At 37.4% G+C, this 26,305-nt stretch carries 22 protein-coding genes and 1 tRNA gene; 1 reads left to right on the top strand and 22 read right to left on the bottom strand.

Annotated features, from left to right (window positions below):
- Positions 1 to 261 precede the first annotated feature (261 nt).
- From BN3283_RS12450 to BN3283_RS12440, 3 genes are all read right to left on the bottom strand, one after another.
- Positions 262 to 1,317, bottom strand: a complete 1,056-nt coding sequence (locus BN3283_RS12450; protein ID WP_147625607.1) for a DUF3871 family protein — start codon at positions 1,315 to 1,317, stop codon at positions 262 to 264.
- A gap of 251 nt (positions 1,318 to 1,568) precedes the next feature.
- Positions 1,569 to 2,021 carry a JAB domain-containing protein gene (locus tag BN3283_RS12445; protein ID WP_059026813.1) on the bottom strand — a complete coding sequence of 151 codons (453 nt, stop codon included), beginning with the start codon at positions 2,019 to 2,021 and terminating at the stop codon, positions 1,569 to 1,571.
- A gap of 253 nt (positions 2,022 to 2,274) precedes the next feature.
- Positions 2,275 to 2,745, bottom strand: a complete 471-nt coding sequence (locus tag BN3283_RS12440; RefSeq protein WP_059026812.1) for a hypothetical protein — start codon at positions 2,743 to 2,745, stop codon at positions 2,275 to 2,277.
- A gap of 247 nt (positions 2,746 to 2,992) precedes the next feature.
- Between BN3283_RS12440 and BN3283_RS12435 the strand changes: the two genes are divergently transcribed.
- Positions 2,993 to 3,523 carry a hypothetical protein gene (locus BN3283_RS12435; RefSeq protein ID WP_059026811.1) on the top strand — a complete coding sequence of 177 codons (531 nt, stop codon included), beginning with the start codon at positions 2,993 to 2,995 and terminating at the stop codon, positions 3,521 to 3,523.
- A gap of 120 nt (positions 3,524 to 3,643) precedes the next feature.
- Here BN3283_RS12435 and BN3283_RS12430 read toward each other — a convergent pair whose 3' ends face one another.
- The 19 genes from BN3283_RS12430 to BN3283_RS12335 form a co-directional block, all read right to left on the bottom strand.
- Entirely contained in the window at positions 3,644 to 4,582 is a 939-nt protein-coding gene (locus tag BN3283_RS12430) for a response regulator transcription factor (protein ID WP_059026810.1), read from the bottom strand.
- A gap of 777 nt (positions 4,583 to 5,359) precedes the next feature.
- Positions 5,360 to 6,364 carry a GNAT family N-acetyltransferase gene (locus BN3283_RS12420; RefSeq protein WP_059026808.1) on the bottom strand — a complete coding sequence of 335 codons (1,005 nt, stop codon included), beginning with the start codon at positions 6,362 to 6,364 and terminating at the stop codon, positions 5,360 to 5,362.
- Between the two features lie 112 nt (positions 6,365 to 6,476).
- A complete protein-coding gene (locus BN3283_RS12415) occupies positions 6,477 to 8,264 on the bottom strand; it encodes a hypothetical protein (protein ID WP_059026807.1) in 1,788 nt (595 codons plus the stop codon).
- Positions 8,261 to 8,731 carry a hypothetical protein gene (locus tag BN3283_RS12410; RefSeq protein ID WP_059026806.1) on the bottom strand — a complete coding sequence of 157 codons (471 nt, stop codon included), beginning with the start codon at positions 8,729 to 8,731 and terminating at the stop codon, positions 8,261 to 8,263. The genes BN3283_RS12415 and BN3283_RS12410 overlap by 4 nt, the downstream gene beginning before the upstream one ends.
- A 164-nt stretch (positions 8,732 to 8,895) precedes the next feature.
- On the bottom strand, positions 8,896 to 9,450 hold the full coding sequence (locus BN3283_RS12405) for a hypothetical protein (RefSeq protein ID WP_059026805.1): 555 nt from the start codon (positions 9,448 to 9,450) through the stop codon (positions 8,896 to 8,898).
- A 75-nt stretch (positions 9,451 to 9,525) separates the two neighbouring features.
- Positions 9,526 to 10,098: a hypothetical protein gene (locus BN3283_RS12400; RefSeq protein WP_147625605.1), complete on the bottom strand. Its 573-nt coding sequence runs from the start codon at positions 10,096 to 10,098 to the stop codon at positions 9,526 to 9,528.
- A 285-nt stretch (positions 10,099 to 10,383) separates the two neighbouring features.
- A complete protein-coding gene (locus tag BN3283_RS12395) occupies positions 10,384 to 11,274 on the bottom strand; it encodes a hypothetical protein (protein ID WP_147625603.1) in 891 nt (296 codons plus the stop codon).
- A 288-nt stretch (positions 11,275 to 11,562) separates the two neighbouring features.
- On the bottom strand, positions 11,563 to 14,877 hold the full coding sequence (locus tag BN3283_RS12390) for an HD domain-containing protein (RefSeq protein ID WP_059026802.1): 3,315 nt from the start codon (positions 14,875 to 14,877) through the stop codon (positions 11,563 to 11,565).
- Between the two features lie 4 nt (positions 14,878 to 14,881).
- Entirely contained in the window at positions 14,882 to 15,421 is a 540-nt protein-coding gene (locus BN3283_RS12385; protein WP_147625601.1) for a hypothetical protein, read from the bottom strand.
- Between the two features lie 175 nt (positions 15,422 to 15,596).
- Positions 15,597 to 16,796, bottom strand: a complete 1,200-nt coding sequence (locus BN3283_RS12380) for a site-specific integrase (protein ID WP_059026800.1) — start codon at positions 16,794 to 16,796, stop codon at positions 15,597 to 15,599.
- Positions 16,797 to 16,898: 102 nt separating this feature from the next.
- A tRNA-Lys gene (locus BN3283_RS12375) sits at positions 16,899 to 16,971 on the bottom strand.
- Positions 16,972 to 17,042: 71 nt separating this feature from the next.
- Positions 17,043 to 17,759 carry a YebC/PmpR family DNA-binding transcriptional regulator gene (locus BN3283_RS12370; RefSeq protein WP_041503178.1) on the bottom strand — a complete coding sequence of 239 codons (717 nt, stop codon included), beginning with the start codon at positions 17,757 to 17,759 and terminating at the stop codon, positions 17,043 to 17,045.
- 116 nt (positions 17,760 to 17,875) lie between these two features.
- Positions 17,876 to 19,282, bottom strand: coding sequence for a FimB/Mfa2 family fimbrial subunit (locus tag BN3283_RS12365; RefSeq protein WP_082667107.1), 1,407 nt, complete (start codon positions 19,280 to 19,282; stop codon positions 17,876 to 17,878).
- Positions 19,283 to 19,469: 187 nt separating this feature from the next.
- Positions 19,470 to 20,384: a glutaminase gene (locus BN3283_RS12360; RefSeq protein WP_041503176.1), complete on the bottom strand. Its 915-nt coding sequence runs from the start codon at positions 20,382 to 20,384 to the stop codon at positions 19,470 to 19,472.
- A 65-nt stretch (positions 20,385 to 20,449) separates the two neighbouring features.
- Positions 20,450 to 21,475 carry an AMP-binding protein gene (locus BN3283_RS12355; RefSeq protein ID WP_059026798.1) on the bottom strand — a complete coding sequence of 342 codons (1,026 nt, stop codon included), beginning with the start codon at positions 21,473 to 21,475 and terminating at the stop codon, positions 20,450 to 20,452.
- 10 nt (positions 21,476 to 21,485) lie between these two features.
- Positions 21,486 to 22,532 (bottom strand): o-succinylbenzoate synthase, encoded by a 1,047-nt coding sequence (locus BN3283_RS12350; RefSeq protein ID WP_059026797.1) that lies wholly within the window; start codon positions 22,530 to 22,532, stop codon positions 21,486 to 21,488.
- 4 nt (positions 22,533 to 22,536) lie between these two features.
- Entirely contained in the window at positions 22,537 to 23,358 is an 822-nt protein-coding gene (menB, locus tag BN3283_RS12345; protein ID WP_041503173.1) for a 1,4-dihydroxy-2-naphthoyl-CoA synthase, read from the bottom strand.
- A gap of 8 nt (positions 23,359 to 23,366) precedes the next feature.
- Complete coding sequence (gene menD / locus BN3283_RS12340; protein ID WP_059026796.1) at positions 23,367 to 25,070, bottom strand: 2-succinyl-5-enolpyruvyl-6-hydroxy-3-cyclohexene-1-carboxylic-acid synthase; 1,704 nt, start codon at positions 25,068 to 25,070, stop codon at positions 23,367 to 23,369.
- Positions 25,051 to 26,190: an isochorismate synthase gene (locus BN3283_RS12335; protein WP_059026795.1), complete on the bottom strand. Its 1,140-nt coding sequence runs from the start codon at positions 26,188 to 26,190 to the stop codon at positions 25,051 to 25,053. The genes menD and BN3283_RS12335 overlap by 20 nt, the downstream gene beginning before the upstream one ends.
- Between the last annotated feature and the right edge of the window lie 115 nt (positions 26,191 to 26,305).

Genomic DNA, 26,305 nt, shown 5'->3' with positions numbered 1-26,305 from the left:
ACGCTAAACCATGTATATAGTAGGTATATATACGGCAAGCATGAGCGTTTGTATCGTTTATCCCTCTGCATAAAAATTGGTCGTTTTTTCGTAAAGGATGAAACTAAACGCTTCCATTAATTCAATATGTCCGCCATCCAGTAAACCGAATGACACCACAAAAGTAAATAAATTTCAGCATCTAACAAACGCAATTTAGGGTTGCTGTGTGGCAAAATTAGGCTAATCAGTGGAATAAAAAGAATTTATTCCCAACGGTTTTCATTCAATAAACCATTTATAGGTGTTATCTCCATGTAACGCCCTATCTATTCCTTCCGTTAATTGCGTGGCATTTAATGACCTATCGAGGAAATTATCTATGTAAGAAGATTTATTCGCACCTGTAAGCATGTTATAGAATTTCCACAAATTTATTTCATTCTCTCCATGCTCCCTCTTGAAATTGTCATCGTTGTAATATGCCTTCGCCACCATGTTAATCTGGCTATCCGTCAACTCCATGCATGGTAAATGTTTCTTCTCTCTGGCAGGTAAACATTGATACAACCTACTTTTACCCAAGAATTGTGCGAATTGATGTTCAGTGAGGTAAGAACCCGTGAAACTCTTCATCAACCTTAAATGTTTATCCGCATCATATTGTTGGAATAACTTCATCGCACCTCTAAATAAATCATGGTAACTCATCGCTCTTAAATCAGTCTGGAAACCATCCGTGAAAGTACACAGGTTACAACATACCTTGTTCTTGAATCCAATCGCTACACTGAACCTTTCTGATGTCTTCTTTGAATAGAGGTTCTCCCTGTTATACGCCCTAACACCAGTAATACATAGATTAACCCTGTTACCGTTTATAGATTCATAAATAGTGGGTATTTCAAAAGCGAACGCCATTCTTTCATAATAGATAGTCTTGTCACTTTCCAGTAATTCAGATACTGGTTTATGTATGGCTTCTGGAATCCTACCTTTTATAACATGGCTAACCATTATATCAGGTTCATCTATACTTTCCCCTCTAAACAATTCACTCGCCACCTTGTGCACCGTTTCAATAAATGCTGGATGAGATATTGTCATCTCGTTATCCTTGCTGAACACTGGCACGATACAATCATTCTTTAAATGTAGCATATCTACTGGTGAAGTGTTAGCCTCTATGAAATGTTTTCTCCTTTTATCTTTTTTAATTGGTTCATTTACCACTTCATAAGCAGTGTAGGTGGGTTCTTCTTGCTTGACGTTATTACTGCCAAATAAAACTGGCAACAATCCTTCATTCTGGCTTGGAATTAATATTGACGTGTTCATAATCTAGTCTATTTAACGGTGGTGGAAATATTTGAAATTTCAGTTTATATATACAATTCATAAATTCTCCACCAACCTTGATTTATAAAGTTCATTATCACTTTTACTTGTTTTATTTATTCTCTAGCGTTATGCCAGTTAAAAAATAACAATGGAAATATATTTATTGTTTACGTTCTATTGGTGGTGAGGATTATTGCTTTTATTGGCTATATATACCAATCCAGACAAAAATTCACCAACCTAAATTTTCATATCTTACCGTTAGCTGAATAACTGTAATACCCCTCTTCATAATAGAGAACGTAATCCAGTAACTCTACATCTATGTATGAAAGTGCAATCTTTACCTGTTGTACCAGTTCATCATCCTGTTTAGTTGGCTTTATATCACCAGAAGGTTGATTTATACAAACTATTAAACTCTTACAATTAGAGAGTGCCGCCAGTTGTACTATAAATCTAATATCAGTGATGTTGTAAGATAACGCACCTTCACTTACAGTAGATATTCCCAACACTTGATTCCTCCCATTTAACAGGATAACTCTAGTTGAGATATGGTGCTCTATGGTATCTTTAAACGGGGAAACCAGTAACTCGTGAACGTCTTTAGCGGTTACTATTTTATACCTTTTAGAAGGTTTAATATTATTCCTGTACACCAGTTCTACTACTGGTACTTTCATTAATTCTTCATTCATGATATTGTTTTACTTGATTTTTAATTTGAATACGTTAATGGTAATGAAATTTAGAGAGTTGTAAGTTTATCAGGTTTGGCAATGGAGAGGAAAGATTCTTGTTTATACTGCCTGTTTAGAAAGTCAATGTTCTCTTCACTTTGGTATAACAATATCTTCCCCCTATCCACTGCGCTCCCTGTCCCTGTTCCTTCTCCACTAAAGGATTATTTTAGTAGAATAATGCTTTTACAAAAAAAGTAGAGATTACTCTCTACTCTTCATCAAACAGTATGGCGAATTTCCATACCGTTAGCGTGTACTCGTTCCCGTTGTAACTGGCAGGCGTTTCCATGCTACCACAGCAAATAATAGTTTGCCCGTCTAGGATAGAAAACAAATCCTCGTAACTGGTATTTACTGCCAGAGGGTAAATGTATTGTAGCCTGTCTTTATACTGTTCCTCTATAACAGGGTCACACGGGACATCATCGGGTGTTATCCCTGTTTGCTTGGAACCTTTCACCATGTTACGGATTCTAATATCTACCCTTTCATCCCCTTTCATGCAGGAGAGGGAAATACTTGTTGGGTCTTCACCCTTGAATCCAATAACTTTTAGAATATCACCCACTTTTGGAGGTGCTGGTAACGTGACCAGTTTGCCAGCCAGTTTAGATTTACTAATGTCTGAAAAACATTTGGGCATCATAACCTTGTTCACTTCAAAATCTTTTTTTAACATGATAGTTTGCTTTTAATTAATTGATTTTTTTCCAGAGATGGGTGGGGGATGTAAATGGTACACTACTCTAGCGTGGAATACTCTATTATATATAATGCCAACCTGAAATTAAAGGGAGGGGGTGTTTTATAGAGGGTAGGTATATATATGGTTGTGATATTCTTCTGGGGTGTAAGGTAGTAATATAGATTGAATAGAAATTATATTAAATTTCTTATATTTGTAATGTAATTAAATTTCAAGTTATATGATTATATCATTTAATTTAGAGCAAATGTTTGTAGAAGAAACAACATTTAAGGCAGAGAAAATAGAGGGTGGTAACAATATAAATTGTTATGATCCCGTGATACTGGACATCGCAAACCAATTATTTATGAATCGTATTGATGACTATTATTTAAAACAAATAATAATAGAATGGGAGCCAGTGCTACGAACTACAACAAAAGACAGAGAAGAACTAGCTAAAATTTGTATAAGTAATTATTTTATTTCAAGCCAAGGTCCCTGTCAAGAATTATCTGATAAGAATTTGAATGATATTACGAATATTTGCAGGTTGTTGTTTAATAATCGTGATATTGTAGAGCAAAAGCAAACAGAAATTTATAATACAGCGATTAATATATATTTTTCTATAAATCCACATATTGATATAGATATTAATTTTGAATCTGTTATATCTATATCTGTACTGTTTTACTTCTTGGCAAGAAGATATTTTTCAACTTCATCAAGTAAGCGTAAAAGACATTCTAAACGTTATTATAGTTAAAATTAACGATAAAGGCTTGCCCTTTTATAATATAGTACAAACAGAAGAAAGCAGGATTCAGATTAAATATTTATATCTGGATTCTGTTTTTCTATTCACGTAAAATTATGAAGTTGCTTCTTAGAAATACAGTACTGTTTTTTCCACCTCTTTTTCTTGGCTAGAAGCCCTCTCTTTATAACATTTAGTATTTATCAATGAAGTAAGGAAATATTGTAAACTATGTATTTGAGGTGGCAGGTTAGGGCATAATTTAGGTAGGTTATATTTCAATGAATAATAGTTATAATGCTTTTGGGCATTTTTATTTCTATTCTTAATGGCAGCTTCCAGTTCCTCTTCTGGTTGATCGTACCTGTGAATACATAACACTTCCATTAGCTTGAAATCGTATGGAGGTGGGATAACATTCTTCTCTATACAATAGTTATATATAATGTCATACTTCTCTCTGGCTAACTTATCAAAAGTTCTCAGTCCAAAATTACTTTTAGAATGTGGAGTATCCAGTATGATGTTGTTATCCGTGATTAGGAAGAAATTATTAACTTCCACCAATTTATGATACTTTATTGCCAAATCTATATATTTCTTTACGGTTTTTGGAGATAAGTTTAATCGCCTAGATATTTCTGTTTTGTTATAGCAAGTGATATTGGTATTATTGATACATAAACATTTAAGTAGCACTAGGAAGGCTTTCAATTCATCAGGAATATCTTCCAGTAATAAATCTTTCTTGAACCTGACCCAGTTACTTTTTGGAATGTCTACATGATATGTAACGGGTGTGGTTAACTGTCCTTCATTATTCCTGTAATTATACTCTTTATGCAGGAAACCTAAAGCTTCAAATTTGGCAGTGTACTTGGAAATGGTATCGACATCTTTAATGCCAGTAACCTCACGAAGTGTTTCCCTCTGTACATGGGATTCACCTGTTTCATAATCTGATTTAAAAAGTAACCATGTAAATGTATAAGTTTCATCTAGGTTCAGTTTACCTGCAATATCTCTCGTTATGATTCTATAATCCTTCTTTTCTCCTTCATTCGCCATTATTAATTCCAGTTTGAAACAACCATCTAAAAATGATCTATGGATTCTCTGGTTCTGCTTTTATCTCGTGGGATAGGCTGGCAAGCCTGTAACACCAATACTAGTTATTAGTTTACTAGTTAATAGTATGTACCCTGTCAATTCCCCAAAAGCATACCCCGTCAAATCCCTAATTTTTAAATATCGATCTTTATGGTTGGATAATCTCTTTATTTCAAGTTGGAATCTCTGGTTACATGAAATACAGTTATATCATGTAGCTTTATAGATTAATCTTTACAAGGTGGTAGTATCTGGATTCTAGTATTCTCATCTGGGACGTAGTATATCTTCCTTACTTTATCTACCTGTTTTTTAATCTTTTTCAGCCCTTTAAACTTTATCCAGAATCCTATGGATACCTTGTTATCAGGGACGCCAGATTGTATGGCTAATCGCCTTAATCGCTCGTAAGTGTACATGATTTAATAGTTTGATTAGTTAGTATGGTGTATCTAGTTTAGTGCCATTTGAAGACCAAAAATTACTCCTTACAGGTGGACTTGCAAGGAGTAACAGGAATCTTTTATATAGTTGTTTCAAATGGTATGCTTTGATTATTAAGATGGTACAAAGATAATATATACAATTTTCACAGACAAACTCAACATAGACATTCTAGAAAGATAGAGTTAGGAAATGACTCAAACTATCTATTCTATAATAAACCTGACTGGATACTACCTACTCGTTCTTAAAAAAGCAATAAATTAAAATCCAACAATGCCATACTAGCAATCATAAACATATCCCATATCTAAACATATCTCGTTCTCCTGCATATGTATCGTGTGCATGTATAGTGGAAAAAGATGTTGAATAAGGAACACCTTTCAGTAACTTTTGACAAGGCGTATTAGACGTTTCACAAATCGCATACACTTTATCCAGTCCATTCACTCTAGCCCAATCCAATACACAACTTAATACATGCCCCATGTATCCTCTATTTTGATATTCCTTTTTTATCCCAAATTCAACATACCAATTATATGGATCGGAAGGATTGGTACAATACATTCGAATAAATCCAATGGCATAAAGATCGTGCTTGATAACCCATTCTAATCCTAAACGACGTCCATACGCCACGTTCATTGAAGCAATATGTCCTTTTATCTGTGTTTCTGTTCTTATTGGTACCTCGGTTGTTCCCCAAAATGATTTTCTAAAACTATCATCTTTAAGCATATCTAGATAAGCACTAGCGTCATTGGGAGAACATAAATCTAGGCTTAAGAAATTAATGGGCAATTTAGGAAACGAAACATGCTTATTGTACATCTCCAAGTTTTTGTATTTGTTGTGAGAAATAATCCATTCTCTATTCCAAGGAAATGTTAGCCCCCTAAGAGGGGCGTTATTTAATTCTGCGTTTATTTGAGCTAAATGTGGAGTTATCGCACGCACAGAATTTAATGTTTCGTCATAATATAACATTAAATAATTCTTTTGCTTGGCATATTCGTAAGCACATTCGTTGTCGCAGAACCATGTTTTAACATTAAGTGTTAGATCCTCTTGTGCAACAGAGTACATGTATATATTACCATATGGCTTTGTTTGATTAAATGTCGCAAATGGGAAAGGATATAACTGTTGGTAAGGCAGATAACTTCTAAATGATGTATCAGAAGTTATTACTTTGTGTCCCCTAACTCGAAGTAATATATAACAATTATGCCGCCCTGTATTTTCAAGTGGGGTGAAGCAATTATCACATGTAACTTGTTTGAACCACATACAATCTGTTTTAAATATCACTATATACTTGTGTGTTCAAAGATAAGAAAATAATAATACACATTTTTTATCTAGGGGCTATAAAACTATTTTTACCTGAAAAATGTGCATCCTATATTTTAGATTTAACAATGTATAAGGCTCTCTTCCTGTTACTGGCTTTCCCGATCCATATTTCCTCGGTATCAAAGAACTCGTCAAGGGTTCGTGCGGTTACTCTTTTTAAAGGGGCTATACCTAGTTTCTGGTATATAGAGATGATCGTTTCCTTTATTTCATCTAGCTTGTACTTGCCACCAGCTATAAAGGTATTCTTTATCAATTCTATAAATGCCGTGCTAGTGGTATTTTTCCTGTATCTTGCCAGAATTATAGCCTCTTTTATTTTCTGATTGGAATACCCTAGTTCTTCTATCGTTTCCTTGCCGAGTAATTCAAACGCTTCTACTATAAATGGATCGGTCTGAAACAACTGATCCTTCCATTGCCTCTTTGATTCGGAATCCATGTCCTTGATTAATTCCAGCAGTTCTACCATAACCTTCTTCTTTTCCTTGATGGTTTTAGACTTGCTGGCAACAACTAACTTTTCCAGCTTCTCGCTTGCCTTGTGGTAACCTCCCCTGATGTAATTTATCTTGTAATCATTATTCTGGTTGTAGCCATCCAGTAGTCTGTCAACGCTATTATAAAATGATGTCACTATACCTTCATCAATATAATTATCTATTAACTGCCAATCCTTTTGATCGTTCCTGCCTAGAAACTTTTTATAAGGATGTGACTTCAAGGTTTCCATGTACACTATTCTAGCATTCCTATTAGAGGCATGATCGTATTGTAGCTGGAGATAATCATGTACCTGTTCCATGATAGAGATTTGTTCTTTTAAATCGGTAATAGACTGTACTGGCAAGTTCTGGTTAAAGTTGGTGACGTGATACACGTCTGCCACTCCATTCCTGAATCTCCCGATTATTTGCCAGATGTCTGTTCTGGGGTCGAGCATGGTATGGGTGGCATGGTACAAATCTGTTACCATTACAACCGTGGGACGTTCTTGCATCTCTATATCGAGGGCGCAATAGAACCTGCTGGTAAAGAAATTGTATTTCTTCATACTTTCCTCTTTCCAGTCCTCATGGGCGTTCATGAATCCTTTAACGTTTAATCTCTCCACGCTTTTAGGGGCACAGAAGACGGTTGATTCTTCCTTTATTTGCAGGGTGTTCATTATAGAGTCTATGATGTCAGTGCTGTTTATAAAGAAACATATCTTACCTTCCCGCTGGATTACTTCCTTTAATGTTTCCAGAATATTATTGGTGGGATAAAGGTTGATAGTCTTTTGGATGTTGTAAGCTGGTACAACCTCCATGGTTTTAAACGTGTTGAATCTAGGGTCACTAAATTTTACTGGTGTAGCGGATACCAGAGCCTTACTTTTAAACTGGAAAAAGTCATCGAAAGGCAGGGTTATATCCTCCCTGTAATCCACGTCCTTCACCACCTTGTGACACTCGTCAAACAACAGGAAACATTCCTCCTTCATGTCTATATCCAGAACGCTAAAGGCTTCCTTGACCTTTTGAAAACTCTCTGGGGTGGATAGAATCTTGAATCGCCTATTCTCCTTGATACTCTGGTGAAGGTAATTGATAACCTGTTCCCTGTAAACTCCTTCATGAACTCCAAGCAGGTTATCTTCTCCATGCTCTGGCTTAGAATATTTGCCTTTTATCACAGGAACGTTAGGCTCTATTATTATGGAGTGGCGGTCTGCCTTGATCTCGCCATAAGTTGCCCCGCAACCAGTGATCTTTTTATCCAGTATCGTGTTGTCTGGAATGACGGGTAGCACATCTGACAGGTGTTGATCTTTGTTCATATAGACTTTCATCCCACGAGTAAATTTACAGGTTGATCGTTGGCTTTCAGGTATTGTAACAGTTCTGGCGTTCTCTTTAACTTGAAAAATATAGTTCCTCGCTCGCACGAGGCTAACGCCCTGACTTTACCCGTGTTCTCCCTTAATAGAGGGATGTATTGCATCTTCACTTTAGCTTGTACCAGTCTCATGAAGACAGGTAATTCCACGTCATCACGTGTGTCTACTTTACACGGGTTAATACCGAAATCCTCTATCTCTCCGTGTAGGAGGTAACCTAACAACCATTGCAGGCTGTCATTATTTAAATAGTAGGCAAAACATTTCACCCCAATCGTTTCAACGGTGGCAAATGGCAGTCCCCTGTAATCCGTGTTAAACGTGATCTCCAGCCTGCGATCATATAACATCAGGAATTTGAGTGTTTCATGATTCGAGGTGTTATCCTTTAAATGGATGGATGGTAAATGTAGTTTCATACCGCTTGTTTTAGTTTGACATGACAAAAGTGTGCGAACTCCAAGAGGTATGTAATAAAGAATGAACGGGGTTTTGAAGGGGATTCTTTAGATGCCTGATACAGAAGAAGAGGGACATTCATCCCTCTTGATCTTTTTATAATGGAAAAGGAAGTGATTTCCCTCTAGGATTCTTGTTCCTTGTTAAAGGTACGGGTTAAAACTAGTCCCCTGTCTATCAAAAATTGTTCCAGTTCTGGGGTGCGCTTGATACAGAATTTAATGACACCTCTCGTGTGCCAGATGTCCGCTTTCATGCAACGTTCCCCCCTGCTAGTGATGAAATCTTCTTTAAAAATGATCCTTGACTTGTTCTCCACTTCCAACTTGAACAAGGTAAAACCGAAATCTTCTCCTAGCTCTGCATCGTAATCCTCCTCGCCTGTTAATTCTGGCTTGTCGGGGAAACGAGCGTTTACAAGCAGGTAAACGTACTCCACTATTTCTTGATTGACATAAACATCAAAATAATACTTGCACCCGTTCTTCTCGACAGCAACCTTGAAAGCCCGCTTACCATTTATAGTAGTCGGCATTAATTCTGGTTTTACTCCATCGAAGTTTATAGCATCCAGCTTGTCGATACTATCTTGATTAAACACTTTGCCAGTCTTGCTCGCTGGAGTCTTTTGATCCAGCCCCAAGCTCGGGAGATTAATGGAATTTTTTAATGCTACCATGATTATGTATTTTAAATTAATGAAATAAATATCGTTCGAGAGAGGAGAGGGGAACATACCCCTCTCTTTAGTTTGCTACCTGAGATTATTAGCTTTTAAATAGTTTTCAACTTCCTCGTTCAGGGGCAGGTACAAGTCAATGACGAACTTGCCCCCGTTCTTGACTTTAAAGGGTACGCCAACAACCTCACCCTCCTTCACCTTGTCCTCCTCGGCGATCATCCGCACCCCTGCCTCGTTCAGTAACTTGAATACCTCGAAGCTAAGGTTTTCTTCTGTTTCTGCCTCCCAGCCAGCAATGTCAAAGCTAGTGATCTCTTTAGGCTCTTGCCCGAACCAGATCGAGATTAGGGCATCAAACAACTCCTGATTCAGAGGAAGTTTGAACTCTCTAAAGCTTCTCGTGTTAGGAATATAACTTCTAACGATAGCCATCCTCACGCCATTTCTGGTGTTGTAGAAGCGAAGGGTTAATAAACTTGCCACAACTACAGCCATTTTTAACTTCTCGTAAGCCGATTTTACTCTTTCTACATCATCTTTTTTTACATTTTGCGTCAAGGGCGCATTCATACTGATTTTTGTTACCATAAAAGTTGCCTTTTTAAAATTTGTAATATTAATTTCAATCGCTAACGAGGTGCGCACCGTTCATCTTTGATTGCTGGTACAAAACTACTGCCCTGTTACTGGCAAATCCATAAAGAATAAGGAGCGTTTGAAGTCCCATTCTTTAGAAGATCATTACCTGTCAGAACTCTCGTTTCGTGTTGCAACCTTACTTCAAATCGAGGTCTGTTTTAATCACTCTCTTTACCCGTTCGATTGCGGAAGCAAAGGTGGTGCAAAATAAGGGGGTGAGTTATAAAGAAATATAGCCAGTTCAAGGGGTATTCTTTAGCTGGCTATTAATCAGACATGTAAGTGGTAATACTACCAGAAATAAAGTTTGGAAGGATTGTTAGGGGAAGTTCTATAATTACCTTGTGAGGCTGGTATCCATTCTGGTTTGTAACCATGCTTGTCCAGATAAGCTATTTTAGAGTTTATGTAGTTCTCGTCGATTTGTTTATCTTCATCCTTTACCAGTCCTATCAATTCCATGTAATCGAGGATAAATTTATATATATCACTTTTTCTCTCCATGCCAGAACGGTTTACCAGTAAACGGTATATCCCTACCATCACGAGATTCTGTGCTGGGTTATCTGCCTTACGCCCTTTCTTCGGTGAATAGACTTCTTTTAATTCTTCTTCCGCTTCTTCAATAGAATTTACTCCCAAGTATACATGAAGGTAAGAATCTAGGAGATTGGTGAACCAGCTTTCCATGGCGTTGTTAATGGTGATCTTTTCTTGATTATTACTTAAAGTGATTGATTTATCTTTCTTCCTTTTATCCCTTTCAAGGAACAGGTAGAGTTGTAACATTTCAGGTCTTACTTGCTGGAAATAGGTATCCATGTTATACGTTTCTTCCAGTAATTCAGGGTCGAGGATAGGTTTGAACGCTTGATGCTTCTTGTAGATAATGACTAGCATCCAGAGAGTGTGAAATATGGCATCCCTGTTTTTATCTGGCAATTTACTAGTCAACTCCTCTATTTTCTTTTTCAATCCATCATCTTCAAAAAGGATTCCTTTTATGTTTTCTGTCATGTAAGCCAAGGTATCAACCACTTTTATCATCTTTTGCTCTCTGGGAGCGTAACGTTGCCAATCAAACGGGTTATCACTTGTTGCCAGTTCATCTAGCGTGTTAGGAACTTCTATCATGTATTTATCCTCTACCTTACCCATGAATCCCCACGTGGCTAGATACATTTTTTCTATTTCTGTATATAACATAGTTCTGTTATAGGCGAAATACTCTACTAGAAATGGTTCTACTTGTAGTAAGGTTGCAACTGGATAGATAATATTTGATATAATATTCATATTACATTAATTAAAGTATCTTATTGACATAAGAAAGTAATATCGGATTATCAATAATTTGTATTACATTTCAATTTTTTTAGGAAGAACATTTGAAATCTAATAATATCTGCATTCCTTTTAATAAAAAGTAATAATTTATGAATCACAATAGTGCAATAAGGTGAAATTGATTTATGAAATCCTATTTCTCACTATATCAATGTATTCTGCTGAAATTGAATTCAAATCTTCATAATTTAGAACAACTTTAATTTTGGATTTAAATAAATTATTTATATTCCTATTTAAATAGCGTTGTAAATCATATAATTCATCGAATAAATACTGATTCTTTACCCTCATCCATTTACATAAGAAATAGCAATTAGAACAATTTTCAAATTCTTGCTTAGTACTATCCTCATGAATTTCAATCTCAAGTTTTTGATTCGTTTTATCTAATTGACAACTCATATAAGAACATCGATTTATGGTATTTACATTTTGAAGCCTTTTCATATTTAAAGTCAACTCAACTATAAACTCTTCAACAACAGATCCATTTTGACAATATTTATTTACATTGCTAGGGTTATGATAATAATTAGATTTTATTTCACATTTATCTGTTACTAGATGGGAAATCCAATGAAATTTAGATTCTGATGGCATATACTTGATATTTTGTTTTAGTATATTGATACTAACTCTATCTTTTACCATATCCATCAAATCTGCAAGACGAAGTAATATCATCAAATATTTTAAATTGATTATATCACTTTTTGCTGTTGATTTTAAGCCATATATATCATAAGTATTATAACCATGAGATTCAGACACTTCTGCAATATATTTTTTCTCAGGACCAATTAAGATACTATCTATTTCTTTATTTTTTTTTATAATAAAATTAGCACTTAATTTTGCATGTTCTTCTCTAATTTTTGTTTCAAAAAAATTATTGACATCTTGATAATTATCAACTATAAATTTTTTTATCTCATCTCTATATTTAATATCCTGATAATTATCGATCTTCTTTAAGCGTTCTTTAAATATTGTATATATTTGCTCTGATTTCTTTTTATCTGGTATAAATTGATATATATCAGGATAAATAACCATCGATATGTCATGTAAATAGCATGCTGAAAATAAAATGAAGTAATCAGATTGTTTCAGAGTTAGAAAGTTTATTGCTCTCATTAACTTAGTTACCAACTTTATTAATTCTACTGAATGTTCTTCATTATGCAATGTATAGAAATACAAAAATTTCGAACCATTTTTCCATAAACTATTTACATATTTGTGAAGTAGGATCAGACGATCAATATCTTTAGGCTCTGCCACATGTTTTCTAAAAATAGGTAACACATCTAATAACGTAAGGTCTATTTTTTGATAACCATTGTTATCAATATCAGTTATAATGTGATGTATTTTTTCCTTAAAAGTTTCTAGATGAAATCTACTATTTCTTAACAGTACAAGTATCCTCAATTCAAAATATCTAATACTCTGACCATTTATTTTTATGATATTCCCTTCATCAGAAATAGGGACAGAAAATAAATGTGAAAATAGAGTATTTAAAAATCTTCTTTGATACGAAACTGAATATTTAAATACAAAATTATTATAGCTACCTTTTATATTTAAAATTTCGTTTACGGCATTAAGTGCATTACTTGAAACAATATACTTGTTTAGATAACTATCAATTTCAGTTTTTAAATAAGATGTGTTGATACTGCGATAATCAGGAAAATATATTTTTATTTTAGAAGAAAGACTCTTATACACATCATTAATCAGAGATAATTCTAATTTTAATCCATTTATGTATTTCTTGTAATACAAAGATTTAAGTTTTTCTCCAAACAATTTTCTTTCGAATGCAATTATGTTATTTGTTAGTTCTTTCTGTTTCTTTTTATTGGACTTTAAATTTTTAATCATCAATAGAGATTCAGCCCAAAAAATATCTTCTTCTACTAATTCCTTGCATTCATTAAGTATTTTGGGATCTTCATTCTTTAGAATATCACAATAACGAGTGTTATAATCTTTTTCTTCATTGTCATCCATACCATCGTAAAGATTATCTCCTTTACTCTCATGTAATTTTAGCAACAATAATCTAAAAGAATAAAACTTTTTATAGCGTATTAATAATTTAATCCTATTCTTATATTTAGTTGCAGATTCATTTTCATGCTTTTTCAAACGAATTATTTCTTGATTAATTTCATTCAGTAGGGCTTCAACTTTTTCTTTCAAAGTATAATCATCAGAATCGTCAATACTAGAAAAAAGATCGTGAGATATAACAGATGCTTGTTTAGCTATAAAAAATATGCCTCCCCACTCATCATCCTTTGTTGTAATATCTTCACATGTAGATTTTTCTTCTTCATGAATACGAATGAGATAGTTTAAATAACTATTAAATTTTTGACATGCTATATACGGTGTTTCTTTATCTTTCTTACAATACTCCTCTAAATATTTATTTATATTATTTATACATATTCTAAATGTTTGAGGATTAGAAAAATCAGTATTAGAAAAGATCGTCGAATCATCAACATAATAAAAAAATTCTCCTTCAATTTCTCTTTTTATAAAAGAATCTACCTGAATCATGCATAAGTTTCCAAAAAAATAAGATTGAGGTAGTCCTTGAGGTATACCTAATGTATAGAAATCAGCATTTCCAATGAATTCGTCATATTTTTCTTCGTTTACGACTTTACCATAATACTCATAATAATCTTCAGGATCTATGCTTAATTTGAAATATAAGAGTTTAAATAGAACCTGATCTAAACAATCTAGTTCACTTTCAGGATATAAATGTGCAAATGAATTTTTAATTAACTTATAAATAATATTAGGGTTTATTGACGGGAAAAAATTTTGTATATCTAAAGTTATTTCATATTTATATCGTTTATTTTCTTTATAATTATGAAATCCTTCTATTACATCCTGAGTATATTCTTTATATTTTTTTATCCAAGGGATAAAAAGATTATCAATATCCGTACTGGGAATATTGCCATAAAAATAGGATGGTAGCATATTACTGATTTCGGACAGTTGTCGTCCTTTTTCAGGAGAATCTTCAAACATCAGTATATTTAGCATACAAACGATACAAATTTGACTTATCAAATCAGCCGAATGAATTGGACGAGATTTTGCGACAAATTCTCCTTGGTCATTCCGATCAATTTTTTTGAACTTAAAATAGACTGAAACATTAAAAAGAGAATCTTTGTTACACAATATGTCTTCAAGTTTTTTTTCACATCTTTCAATAACTTCACAAATAATTTTATCATTATATCTGTCTACAAGTGCATTTAATAATGTTATATCTTCCTCATCTAATAATTGTCTTTCAAAAATATATGATTCAACAGAATATATTGCTGTGAAAATATTTTCTTTACTTGTTATTTTTTTATATAATTGAGTCGTTTTTATATCAATCATAGCATTAATTTAAAATTGATTTTATTTTCATTAAAACATCATTGTTTATATTTCCCTTTAATTCCACAAAATTTTTATAGGTCAATATATATAAAGATTCCTCTTTATATCCTTGGGGAAATTTAATATTACATTGAATACAAGTATTTTTTAAGGAGAGTATCTCCATAGGAAGAGATTCTAAATTCGAAATAAACCGTATGTCATTCTCTGTATTTAATTCACATAAAAAGCAGTAGTCAATAATAAGAATACACTCATATTTTTCTTTAAAAGTCTTGAACCATGTTACCAGTTCCTTTTTAAGCTCACTATACAACTGTTTTTTTTGTTTTAATGTCTTAATTGTATTGACAAATGAATCAATTTGATCTGTAATATAGGTAATATTATATTTATAATTCTTGTTTGTAGAAATATAATAAGAGAATGCTTTCAAAATATTAGAAGTTTGAGATTCTTCAATTTCAAAAAAAAGATTCAGGTAATCTGTGATGTTAATTTTTCCATCTGGCTCCATTAGTGATTGTTCTATTAACAACATAATTTATATACTTAAAGTTTTCTTGATTCAATATTTTACTAACAACGTATTTATCTTCAAAGATAAGTAATTTCATGAATTATTCATAATTGTATTATAAATAGCCAGAAGATACATTGTTATGTACCATTCTGGCTAAAACTCACTTTACTAAATTTATTAATTTTAGATGTACCTAAAGTAAATTACTCATGGCTTCATCTATCTGGTCATTCTCGAAGCTATCCAGATATATTTGTGTTACCTTTTCAGAACTATGCCCCAATGCTTCACAAATGAGTGATGTACTTACACCTGATCTTTTGAGTGTGGTTGAGAATGAATGTCTAGCAACGTAGGTTGTCAACTTCTTATCTAAATCTAATTCAACTCTTAATGTTTTCAAATGCTTGTTTACCTTACCAATAACTTTATGAATCCTATTTATTTTCTGCTGTTCCGTTTTGTGAAATGTTGATAGAATAGGGAAAATGTAAGGATTGCTAAGTGATTTATATTTGTTGATAATTTCCATAGCTTTGGGTTGCAACGGTAATTGTATCAGCTTCTTTGTCTTCTTTCGCTTATATGCCAATCGTCCATCAATGATATTATCATGCTTGATTCTTGCCATATCAGTGAAGTTGATACCTCCCATGAAATAAGAGAAAGTGAATAAATCAATGGCTAATTCTTTATAAGCATTATTTGTGGAGGTCGATACGATCTTTTTTACATTATCTTTCACAATAGCCCGTTTGGGAGTGTCTTCATGTAGTTTTGAAACATTATAATCTTTAAATGGGTAAAGATCGGCTTTGACATACTTTTTTTTGATAGCAATGTTATATACTGCTCTTAAAGTACGAAATCGGATACCGATAGAGTTTTCTGCACTTCCATTCTTTCTTTGCCAATCTTCATATTTTTGTAACCATTGTACATCAATATCGGAGAAGTAAATATCTAAATGTCCGTTGAACTTTAATAGATTCTTATAAACAAATTTATGCGATAAAGCATAACTAATTCTATCTGCGTTGTATAAGTGTTGAATTTGTTCTTGAAATAATTCTCCTACTGTTTTGCGTTTTGTTGGGTTATTTACTTTATCAATGAGGCTTTTGCTTGTAAAGTCCTTCTTTTCAATTTGTAAATCAACAATATTATCTGTATATTCTTTAATTTTGTCTGTAATAAGTCTTTGAATTGCCATATAATTGGGGCAATTAGTTTTAGGCTTGTTCTTTTTTGTATCCCAAAAATTCGGATGAATATTAATGCCTAAACTCACATATTTAGGTTTCCGATTTTGAGTAACTCTTAGCATTAAAGGGTGATTCCCATTCTTTAATGTTTTTGATGTGTAGTAAACTACTGAAACAGAAGTATTCATGTCTAAATTCTGGTTTAAACATGGTTTAAACATCTACCTCAAAACACCCCAATTTTACTAAAAAAAGAAAACCACCTACTTTCGTAAGTGGTTCATTTTCTGTGACCTCGGTGGGACTCGAACCCACGGCCCATTGATTAAGAGTCAATTGCTCTACCAGCTGAGCTACGAAGTCATCCTTTGCTTACAGTGTTGACTGATTTGCGGGTGCAAATATGCAACTATATTTTTTAATCTGCAAGAAATTTATTCTTTAATGTTGTGATAAACATTGGTGACATCGTCGTCTTCGTCCAGTTTGTCGAGGATTTTGTCGACTTCGGCACGTTGTTCTTCCGTCAATTCTTTCGTATCTAACGGTATCCGTTCGAATTCTCCGCTAACGATGTCGTATTTGTTGTCTTCCAAGAATTTTTGGATGTTTCCATAAGCCTCGAACGGGCCGTAAATTACGATAATGCCGTCCTCGTCTTCGAAGATTTCGTCAGCTCCGTAATCGATCATTTCCAGCTCGAATCCTTCCATATCGAAATTTTCCGGTTTATGTATTTTGAACACGCATTTCCGGTCGAAGAGAAAATCCAAAGAACCGGTGGTTCCGAGAGAGCCGCCGTATTTGGTGAAAGCATGGCGTACATTGGCTACCGTACGCGTATTATTGTCCGTGGCGGCTTCAACGACAATTGCTATTCCGTAAGGAGCATAACCTTCGTATACCACTTCTTTGTAATCCGAGGTATCCTTTGAAACGGCTCTTTTGATGGCTCGTTCCACGTTTTCTTTCGGCATGTTTTCAGCCTTAGCGTTTTGGATTAAGATACGGAGGCGTGTATTGTTTGCGGGGTCGGGTCCTCCGGCCTTCACGGCGATATCAATTTCTTTACCTATCCGAGTAAAAGTACGGGCCATGTTACCCCACCTCTTCAGTTTACGTGCTTTACGATATTCAAACGCTCTTCCCATAGTTGTATCTATTTGATTATTATTCTATCTCTGAATTAGGGTTGCAAATTTAATGGTAAAACTTAAAACTAAAAAGGAAATAAAAAGAATTTATTGGGATGACCCGTATGAAATCGTTATTCTAATTTACGGACTTCGAAATTATCCACGTAGACAGCCTCTGCGGGGTCTGGTATTTTTGATCCCGGAGAGTAGGTTCTGATCTCTATTCTCAGGAATTTAGCTCCCATCGGAGCCCTGAATTTATTATTGGCTCCTAAAGGTTCGATCCAGCCATCGGTCGCTTTGGTTTCTTGGGTCTGAAGTTTTTCGTTGAAACCGGATAGGGCGGTTGATGCTTTACGCCATGTACTGGTTATTTTCCAAGCGTAAGAGGCCGCTGTCGAGTTTACGTTTAATTTGATTAGAAAACATTCTCCTTCCATGACCGGAATATCTTGATAAATATAGGTTTGATGTTCCAGTCGAGCGGAGTTACCCGAGAGAGAGAAAGTCGCATCCGTGTTTTTATGAACAACGTTATGAGCTCCTCCGGTTACCAGCCAACCGATAGGGGTTACCGGTGCCGTTTCCCAGGTTTCAAAATCTCCGTTTGTCAGGAGATTCGGGCCGGTCGGATTGCCTGTAATCGGTCGGTCGTCGGCGACAATGGGGTTATTGTCGTCAAACGTGAATTGGCTACCCGCATCGATGACGTTCTCGTCCCAATCTTGAATAATAAAGTTGAAAGTTTGTCTTGTCGTCGGGATGAATCTTCCGGATATTCTTACGATCTGATTTGCTCGGATGGCAGGAGCCATGGGCATGACACCCCGGTAGGTGACCTGATTTTTTGTATACAGAATTCCGATTTCCGCTTTATTGGCCGCAACGGGAAAGGTTAAGAGTTCAGCCGTACACGTTCGCATACCTTTCACGTGGGCTAACTTTTTAAGGATAGTATTGGCTGTTCCGAGTTTGCTTCCGTCGACGGTAGAGGTGTATGGAACCCCTTTCAGTTCCACTTTGATCGAATCGATATCCGGATCGATGTCGTTGAGATCGACAATTACTTTTCCGACCCGTCGTTGGAGGTGAACGGCAATGGGGGCCGGAGGTGAGTTTTCGGTAATATTCACGCGTTGTATGACCGAGAGAAATTCAGAAGATTCCCGGTAGTTTTCACCTGTTTTTAAAAGTTTCAACAGTATCTTCTCTTTCGGGTCACCTATTTTGGCACTAACTTCGTTTTCATCCGTTCCGTTGGCAATAAAAGCAATGTCATAATTGCCTATCGGGAGGTTGATCGATAGGTCGGTTCCGTCGAGATCTTCTTCCGAATAGGAAAATAGGCGTGCGACATGATTGGTTTCATCGAATGCGATAATGCGTAAACGGGAAAACGCGGCGTTTACGTCTTTCGTCTGCGAACCTGCAAGCGTCGTACTAAAACTAACGTGAGTTTCCTGACCTGTAATGATTTCATCCATGAAGCAGCTTATGCAAAAGCATACGATTACGAGTAGAAAAATTAATTTTTTCATGGGGTCTACATTTATTATTTTTCAGCATGTTAACGTACCGTGATAAAATCACGTAATAAGACGAGGATATACTCCTTCTTTTCCCGAGTAGAAGGAGGGAGCATCGGATAAATAATTTTGGTAAGAGATTTAATACACGCCTCCGTGTTTCAAAATTATGACAAAAAAACGAGAAACCAATGGAATGTTAGAAAATAGAGATACCAATATTGGTGGTAAAACGTTCCAAGGTCTCTATGCCCATGTATGAATTCCCATGGCGATTTAATTCGGGACTCCACACGGCAATACTGAGTTTACCGGGAATAATGGCTACTACTCCTCCTCCGACACCGCTTTTTCCGGGCATACCTACCCGGAATGCAAAATCTCCGGATTCGTCGTAAAATCCGCAGGTCAGCATCAAAGCACTAAGCCGTTTGGAACGACTGACGGTAAGAATTTCTTCCTGATTATAAGGATTCGTTCCGTGATTTGCCAAAAAAAGAAAAGATTTGGCTAAATCGACACAATTCATGGCAATACTGCATTGATGACAGTAAACGTCTACCAGTGAATCCACGTCATTCCGGATATTTCCGAAGCTTTTCATAAAATGCCCCAAAGCTTTGTTTCTGCTGGCGTGTTCGAATTCGGAGGAGGCTACGTTTTTATCGTAATAGATATCATCATTTCCTGCCACCTCCCGAATAAATTGTAAAATTGCTTCTTTTGGGCGCGGATAAAGGTCCATTAACTTATCGGTAACGACAAGGGCTCCCGCGTTGATAAAAGGATTTCTGGGAATACCTTGCTCATGTTCCAATTGTACTAACGAGTTAAAAGGAGTACCCGAGGGCTCTCGTCCCACGTATTGCCATAAGTCGCTTCCGAGGTGACGGACAACCATGGACAGAGTAAAAACTTTGGATATGCTTTGTATGGAAAACTTGGTGAGGTAATCTCCGGTACCGATTATTTCACCGTCTAAAGTAGCGATGGCAATACCGTACTGGTGCGGATCCACATGGGCTAAAGCCGGAATATAGTTAGCTACTTTTCCTCTTCCGAAAAAGGGTTTGACTTCCTGGTATATGTTCTCGATGACCTCTTTGTAATCCATCTCGTTCGTAATTTATCGGTCCAAATATACGAAAGATTTTATTTGGGTTAAGTACGTGACATGATTTAAAGTTTTCGAATGACTTTTCCGGAATAAGTTTCCCGGAACGGATTTTGGAATAGAATATTTTTAGGTACCTCGTAGGGAGGAAGTAACTGTTTTATTTGTTTTTTCAGGGCTGTACACCGTTTCTTGTCCCAAGGAGCGTCTTCTATAACTAAAACGGCTTTTTCTCCCAAGTAGTCGTCCGGTTGGGAAGTAATAAAAAAACGTTGAGCGATGTAAGGGGCTAATTTTTGCTCCAATGTTTCGGGGAAGAGCTTTATGCCCCCCGAATTGATAACGTTATCGTGGCGCCCTAACCATTCGAAGTGTCGCTCGTCTATAAGCCGGACGATATCGTTGGTTGTGAATGTTCCGGTATGCAAATGCGGAGTATGGATAACCAAACAATCCCTGTCGTCGGTAGCAAACCGGACTTGGCCTATGGCAAAATACGGATCGGAAGCCTGCGGACCGTTGAGATAACGAAGAGCTACGTGTGAGACGGTTTCCGTCATTCCGTAAGTTCCGAAGCAATGGGAAGAAATATATTGCAGCTTTTTATGGAGTAAAGGAGAGGTAGCTGCCCCTCCGATAATGACGTGCCGGATCCGGTTAAGTCGTTTGGCTGTCTCCGGGGTTGATAATGTTGTATCTACTTGCATGGGAACCATTGCGGCAAAATCGATTGCTCCGGAGAAATGGGATAAAGGGGAGGAAGAAGGAGGAGTAACCCATAAATTTGCCTGCGCCGTCAAAGCTCTTACGATCATCATCTTTCCGGCGATGTAAGAGGGGGAGAGGCATAACAGCATATTGGTTTCCTGGCCTATTTCAAAAAAAGCATTGGTGATCCGGGCGGAAGCCAGCATATCTTTTTTTAAAAGTCGGATCTCTTTCGGCTTCCCTGTTGAACCGGATGTACGACCAATAACGTATTCGTTCGGGTCGAACCATTCTTTTAAAAAAGAAGCGACTTCTTTATTTTCGGATGGATCGATTTCCGAAAGTTTTGTGTAAGATTTGCCGTTCAGTCGAATTTGTTTCATGCGGTTGGTATTAAAAAGAGAGTGGATTCAATTCCCATTTTTTAGTCGGATTATAACTGATAAAACAACCTTTTTGTTCTAAGGGAGACGGTATATTGTTGATGTATAATTGCCCGGTTCCTAACCCTTGGGGCATGGCGGTAGGTAGTGTTGCCGTCCATTGGGCAATGGCGTTTAGCCCTATGTTCGATTCCAAGGCGGAAGTAACCCACCAGCCGATACGGAGTCGACCGGCTATTTCGATCCACTCTTCCGCGCCGGAGAATCCTCCTGTCAGGGCGGGTTTTAATATGATGTACCGGGGTTGTATCGTCATCAGCAACTCTCTCTTTCTTTCTGTTTCCGATATCCCGATTAACTCCTCGTCAAGGGCGATAGGTACGGGAGATAATCGACAAAGCCGGGCCATCTCTTTCCATTGGCCTTGGCGAATGGGTTGTTCGATGGAGTGGATATCGTAACGAGCTAATTGTTCTAATTTTGATAAGGCTTCATCGGGAGTAAAGGCTCCGTTCGCGTCTACCCGTAACTCTATATCGTGACGGTTAAAACGGGAACGGATCAGTTTCAATAGTTCCAGTTCCGATTGAAAATCGATTGCTCCTATTTTTAATTTTATGCAATGGAATCCGGCGTTCAATTTTTCAACCAGACGCTCTTCCATCGTTTTCCGGTCTCCCATCCAAATAAGGCCGTTAATCTCTATCGGCCGGCTATTTTCAAGGAAAGGGGTAGGGTAAATCCAACGTTTACCCCCGTTTCCCAAATCAGCCAAAGCGGTTTCTACGCCGAAACGGATCGAACTCCAATCATTCAATGTCTCCAACGGTAATCGGTCTATGTTTAGGCATACCTGTTCCAGTTGTTTTTCGTAGTCGGGCCGATCGTCGGCACTTAACCCCCGGAATAGTGCGCATTCCCCTATCCCGAAGACCTCGGGGCGCTCGGTGTTCCATACTTTTATAAACCAGCTCTCTTTTGTCGTCAGGATTCCTCTGGAAGTTCCCGCCGGTTGTTTAAAGACGAGACGATAAGGGATATAGGATGCCTTTAACATAGAATCAGGGGAATTTAGGGAACTTTTTAAAATCCGGATCTCTTTTTTCCAAAAAGGCGTTTTTGCCCTCTTGGGCTTCCTCCATAAGATAATACATCAAAGTGGCATCTCCGGCGAATTCCATTAAACCGTGCTGTCCGTCCAATTCGGCATTAAGCGCCCGTTTGATCATCCGAACGGCCATAGGGCTCCGTTGCATGATGGTTTTGCACCACTCTACCGTTTCGTCCTCCAGTCGTTCGAAGGGCACCACTTTATTCACCATTCCCATCTCTTCTGCTTCCCTGGCCGTGTACTGTCGGCATAAGAACCAAATTTCCCTTGCTTTTTTCTGGCCGACATGTCTTGCCAAATAGGAAGAACCGAATCCCCCGTCGAAACTTCCTACTTTAGGACCGGTTTGACCGAAACGGGCATTTTCGGAAGCGATCGTTAAGTCGCATACGACATGCAGGACATGGCCGCCTCCGATAGCATAGCCGTTTACCATGGCGATGACGGGCTTAGGAATGGAACGGATGGCTTTGTGCAGGTCTAAAACATTTAACCGGGGAACTCCGTTTTCGTCTATATATCCACCACTCCCCTTTACGTTTTGATCGCCTCCTGAACAAAATGCTTTATCCCCGGCACCCGTGAGGATGACGACATAAATATCGTTTCGCTCCCGGCATATGGCCATGGCATCCAGCATCTCCGCATTGGTTTGCGGCCGGAAAGCATTGTAAACCTGTTGCCGGTCGATCGTTATTTTTGCAATTCCTTCGAAGAAATCGAATTTGATATCTTCGTATGCTTTAATTGTAGTCCAGTTTCTTGTTGTCATATTATTATTCAGTTTCTTTTACTTAGGTGTTTAAAATATTCTTTCAATATATTGCCGTTTACAGTCCGGGGTGTTTTTACAACTAACAGATAAGGTTTTTCTGCCGGTTGAAAAAAAGAGGAGATGCATTCTTTCAGGGTTATTTCGTTGTCTGCTTCAAATACCTTAAATCCGTGGAGCTCTCCTAATCGAACGATATCGACTTGATGCGGCGTTTCAAAGAACTCTTCTACCTCATCCAATACAGAGGGACCGGGAAGAAATCTGAAGATGCCCCCTCCTCCGTTTTGGATAACAACGATTTTTAAATTGGAAGACTTGTATTTTATCCATAAAGCGTTCGAATCATATAGAAATCCGATGTCTCCGGTAATCAGTATCGTTGGATCGCGAGTTGTCACGGAGGCCCCAACAGCGGTGGAGGAGCATCCGTCGATTCCGCTTGTCCCCCTGTTTCCGTCTGCTCTTGCTATCGTGTTACAATGGAAAAGTTGGGCATATCTTACGGGGGTGCTATTCCCCAATTGTAAACGCGTATTCGCGGGCAAGGCGGGGAGAAGAAGCGAGAAAGCCTTCAAATCGCACCATGGAATCCGGCTAAGGTATTCATTATGCCGTTTTTCCGCTAAGTTCTCTTTTTCTTTCCAGAGCCGGAAATAATCCGAAGGTTCCGGTTTTTCCGCTAATCCGCTTGTCAGTTGAGTAAAAAAAGCCCGGGCCTCCATTTTTATCGGTAGAGTCAGGGATTGATAAGTATCCGGGGCAATTTCTCTTAAATCGATATGCCAGTGTTCCCGCGGCGGATGATGGCGAATAAAAGTTTTGATCATTCGCGAAACGACGGCTCCTCCGAAAGTAATCAATAAATCGGGAGCGAAGAGGGATTCCTCTTCGTATTGGATCGTGGCCAAAACCCGGTCGATGGTCGGAATGGCCTGCGGGATGTTTTTATTTGCTATATTTTCGGTTAAGACGACAACTTTATGTTGCAGGATGAGTTGTTCTATTTGTTGGGTAATAATTTTGTCGGGTGTATGAAAACCTACGATCAGTAAAATTCTGTTATACCGGGAGAATAATCCTTGTAATTTTGCTTTTTCATCCGGCAGCAGTTCGGCTCGAGTAGGACTTACCCGGATGATTCGCTGGGGCGATATCCCGTGTGAGTGAAATCCGTACAGGGGTTCCCGCAGGGGTATGTTTACGTGTACAGGACCTTTATATGCTGTCTGGGAGGCATTGATCGCCTCGTTGATCAAACGATTGGCATACCACCGGTCTTCCGGCGTAACGATATTTACCGGTAACTGGCAAGAGTATTTGACGAAAGGGGTCAGGATGTTGTTTTGCCGGATGGTTTGGCTATCGTCCTGATCGATCCATTCCGGCGGACGGTCGGCCGAAATGACAAGCAAGGGAATCCCTTGATAATAAGCTTCGGCTATCGCGGGAGCATAATTCAGGAGTGCGGTTCCGGATGTGCAAATGAGGGCGACTGTTCGTTGACTTTGTTGCGCTATGCCTAAAGCGAAAAAGGCGGCGGATCGTTCATCGGGAATGACGAAATGCCGTAACTTTTTTTCTTTGGCCACGGAGACCAGTAGGGGGGCATTTCTGGAGCCCGGGGAGAGGACGATATCGTGAATCTCCTTTTGAACCAACAGTTCCGTGAGTATACGTACGCTCTCTATATCAGAATGTAGTTTTTCCATAATTGATCTGTCGTATTAAATTTAACAGGGTATCGGCTTTTGTACAAGTTTCTTCCCATTCGTTTTCCGGGTCGGAGGCCGGAGTAATTCCGCCGCCCACGTATAGTTTTAATGCATCGTTAAAAAGCTCCATGCTCCGTAGGTTTACAAAAAGATTGAAGGCGCCGTTTTGTTGTATGGGGCCTAAGTAGCCTGCGTAATACCGCCGTTCCTGTTTTTCTATTTCTGAAATCAGTTGCATGGCCCTCTTTTTAGGAATGCCGCAAACCGCCGGTGTCGGATGCAATAGGGAAATCAATTGATCTATCTCTTCGGCAGGCAGTTGTTCGTCGCTCTTAAACAAGGTACAAAGGTGGTATACGTTTCCGGCTTGTACGGTTTCCGGTCCTGTTATTTCTAAGTTGCGAGTAAAAATAGGTTGTAAAATCTGAGTAATATAGTCCGTTACGATCTGTTGTTCTATTCTATCCTTTTCACTCCACACGATTTTTTCTTTAGGTGTTGTGGCCGGTTGTGTTCCGGCAAGAGACATTGTAAAGAAACCGTTCCTGTCGTATTTCAAAAAAGTTTCCGGGGTAGCTCCCATCCAGGCACATTTGCCGGGAATGACCACGAAAAAGAGAAAAGCGTGATGATATTGTTTCATCTGCTCGAAAAGAATGGGAGCCATTTTGAGTGAATCGCAAGGGAGGGTAATTGTTCGTGAAAAGACCACCTTCTTCATGGATTCTCTTTTTAAAGTCGCGATTAAAGTCCGGAGTTCATCGATGTATTCAAGATGATCGTAATCGTTTTTGGTAAAATGGCGCCCTGGAGTATTGAATACCGTGTTCTTGAGATTTATGATCGCTTCCTGGTCGCACAGGTAATCGGTAAAAGCGAGGTCTTCTTTGATAAAAAAAGGAAAACTCCAGGAGGCCCGGCTAAAAGGTGCAATGATAAATCCTTTGCCTTTCTGGTGTTTATCGAAACCATTGAATATATTGATATCGTTTGAAAGCTGTGCTCCGAAAACCATCTCCTGGGAACCGGGTAGACGATACGTGTAAAAAGGAATGTTATTTCTCAGACAAATTCCTTGCACTTCCGCGATAGAAAGTTTGCTTTTTGTTTCCGACATAGTACTAAATTCTTTATTAAACGAATTTGTCTTACAAAAATAGCCAAAATTCTGCTGTTGATGTCTACATTGTTTAAAATCTGACTACTTTTGCCTAAGTTAGATTTCTGATCGG

The sequence above is a fragment of the Gabonibacter massiliensis genome (genome assembly GCA_001487125.1).
Taxonomy (GTDB): Bacteria; Bacteroidota; Bacteroidia; order Bacteroidales; family Marinifilaceae; genus Gabonibacter; species Gabonibacter massiliensis.
Note: the sequence above shows the minus strand (reverse complement) of the source record. Positions and strands in the feature narration are given on the sequence as shown.

Excerpts from the sequence above, each read along its gene's own strand:
- BN3283_RS12450 (WP_147625607.1), bottom strand. The coding sequence starts at position 1,317 with ATGAACACGTCAATATTAATTCCAAGCCAGAATGAAGGATTGTTGCCA.
- BN3283_RS12445 (WP_059026813.1), bottom strand. The coding sequence starts at position 2,021 with ATGAATGAAGAATTAATGAAAGTACCAGTAGTAGAACTGGTGTACAGG.
- BN3283_RS12440 (WP_059026812.1), bottom strand. The coding sequence starts at position 2,745 with ATGTTAAAAAAAGATTTTGAAGTGAACAAGGTTATGATGCCCAAATGT.
- BN3283_RS12435 (WP_059026811.1), top strand. The coding sequence starts at position 2,993 with ATGATTATATCATTTAATTTAGAGCAAATGTTTGTAGAAGAAACAACA.
- BN3283_RS12430 (WP_059026810.1), bottom strand. The coding sequence starts at position 4,582 with ATGGCGAATGAAGGAGAAAAGAAGGATTATAGAATCATAACGAGAGAT.
- BN3283_RS12420 (WP_059026808.1), bottom strand. The coding sequence starts at position 6,364 with ATGTGGTTCAAACAAGTTACATGTGATAATTGCTTCACCCCACTTGAA.
- BN3283_RS12415 (WP_059026807.1), bottom strand. The coding sequence starts at position 8,264 with ATGAAAGTCTATATGAACAAAGATCAACACCTGTCAGATGTGCTACCC.
- BN3283_RS12410 (WP_059026806.1), bottom strand. The coding sequence starts at position 8,731 with ATGAAACTACATTTACCATCCATCCATTTAAAGGATAACACCTCGAAT.
- BN3283_RS12405 (WP_059026805.1), bottom strand. The coding sequence starts at position 9,450 with ATGGTAGCATTAAAAAATTCCATTAATCTCCCGAGCTTGGGGCTGGAT.
- BN3283_RS12395 (WP_147625603.1), bottom strand. The coding sequence starts at position 11,274 with ATGTATCTAGCCACGTGGGGATTCATGGGTAAGGTAGAGGATAAATAC.
- BN3283_RS12390 (WP_059026802.1), bottom strand. The coding sequence starts at position 14,877 with ATGATTGATATAAAAACGACTCAATTATATAAAAAAATAACAAGTAAA.
- BN3283_RS12385 (WP_147625601.1), bottom strand. The coding sequence starts at position 15,421 with ATGTTGTTAATAGAACAATCACTAATGGAGCCAGATGGAAAAATTAAC.
- BN3283_RS12380 (WP_059026800.1), bottom strand. The coding sequence starts at position 16,796 with ATGAATACTTCTGTTTCAGTAGTTTACTACACATCAAAAACATTAAAG.
- BN3283_RS12370 (WP_041503178.1), bottom strand. The coding sequence starts at position 17,759 with ATGGGAAGAGCGTTTGAATATCGTAAAGCACGTAAACTGAAGAGGTGG.
- BN3283_RS12365 (WP_082667107.1), bottom strand. The coding sequence starts at position 19,282 with ATGAAAAAATTAATTTTTCTACTCGTAATCGTATGCTTTTGCATAAGC.
- BN3283_RS12360 (WP_041503176.1), bottom strand. The coding sequence starts at position 20,384 with ATGGATTACAAAGAGGTCATCGAGAACATATACCAGGAAGTCAAACCC.
- BN3283_RS12355 (WP_059026798.1), bottom strand. The coding sequence starts at position 21,475 with ATGAAACAAATTCGACTGAACGGCAAATCTTACACAAAACTTTCGGAA.
- BN3283_RS12350 (WP_059026797.1), bottom strand. The coding sequence starts at position 22,532 with ATGTTAAAGGCATCCTATATCCCTTATCGTCTCGTCTTTAAACAACCG.
- menB (WP_041503173.1), bottom strand. The coding sequence starts at position 23,358 with ATGACAACAAGAAACTGGACTACAATTAAAGCATACGAAGATATCAAA.
- menD (WP_059026796.1), bottom strand. The coding sequence starts at position 25,070 with ATGGAAAAACTACATTCTGATATAGAGAGCGTACGTATACTCACGGAA.
- BN3283_RS12335 (WP_059026795.1), bottom strand. The coding sequence starts at position 26,190 with ATGTCGGAAACAAAAAGCAAACTTTCTATCGCGGAAGTGCAAGGAATT.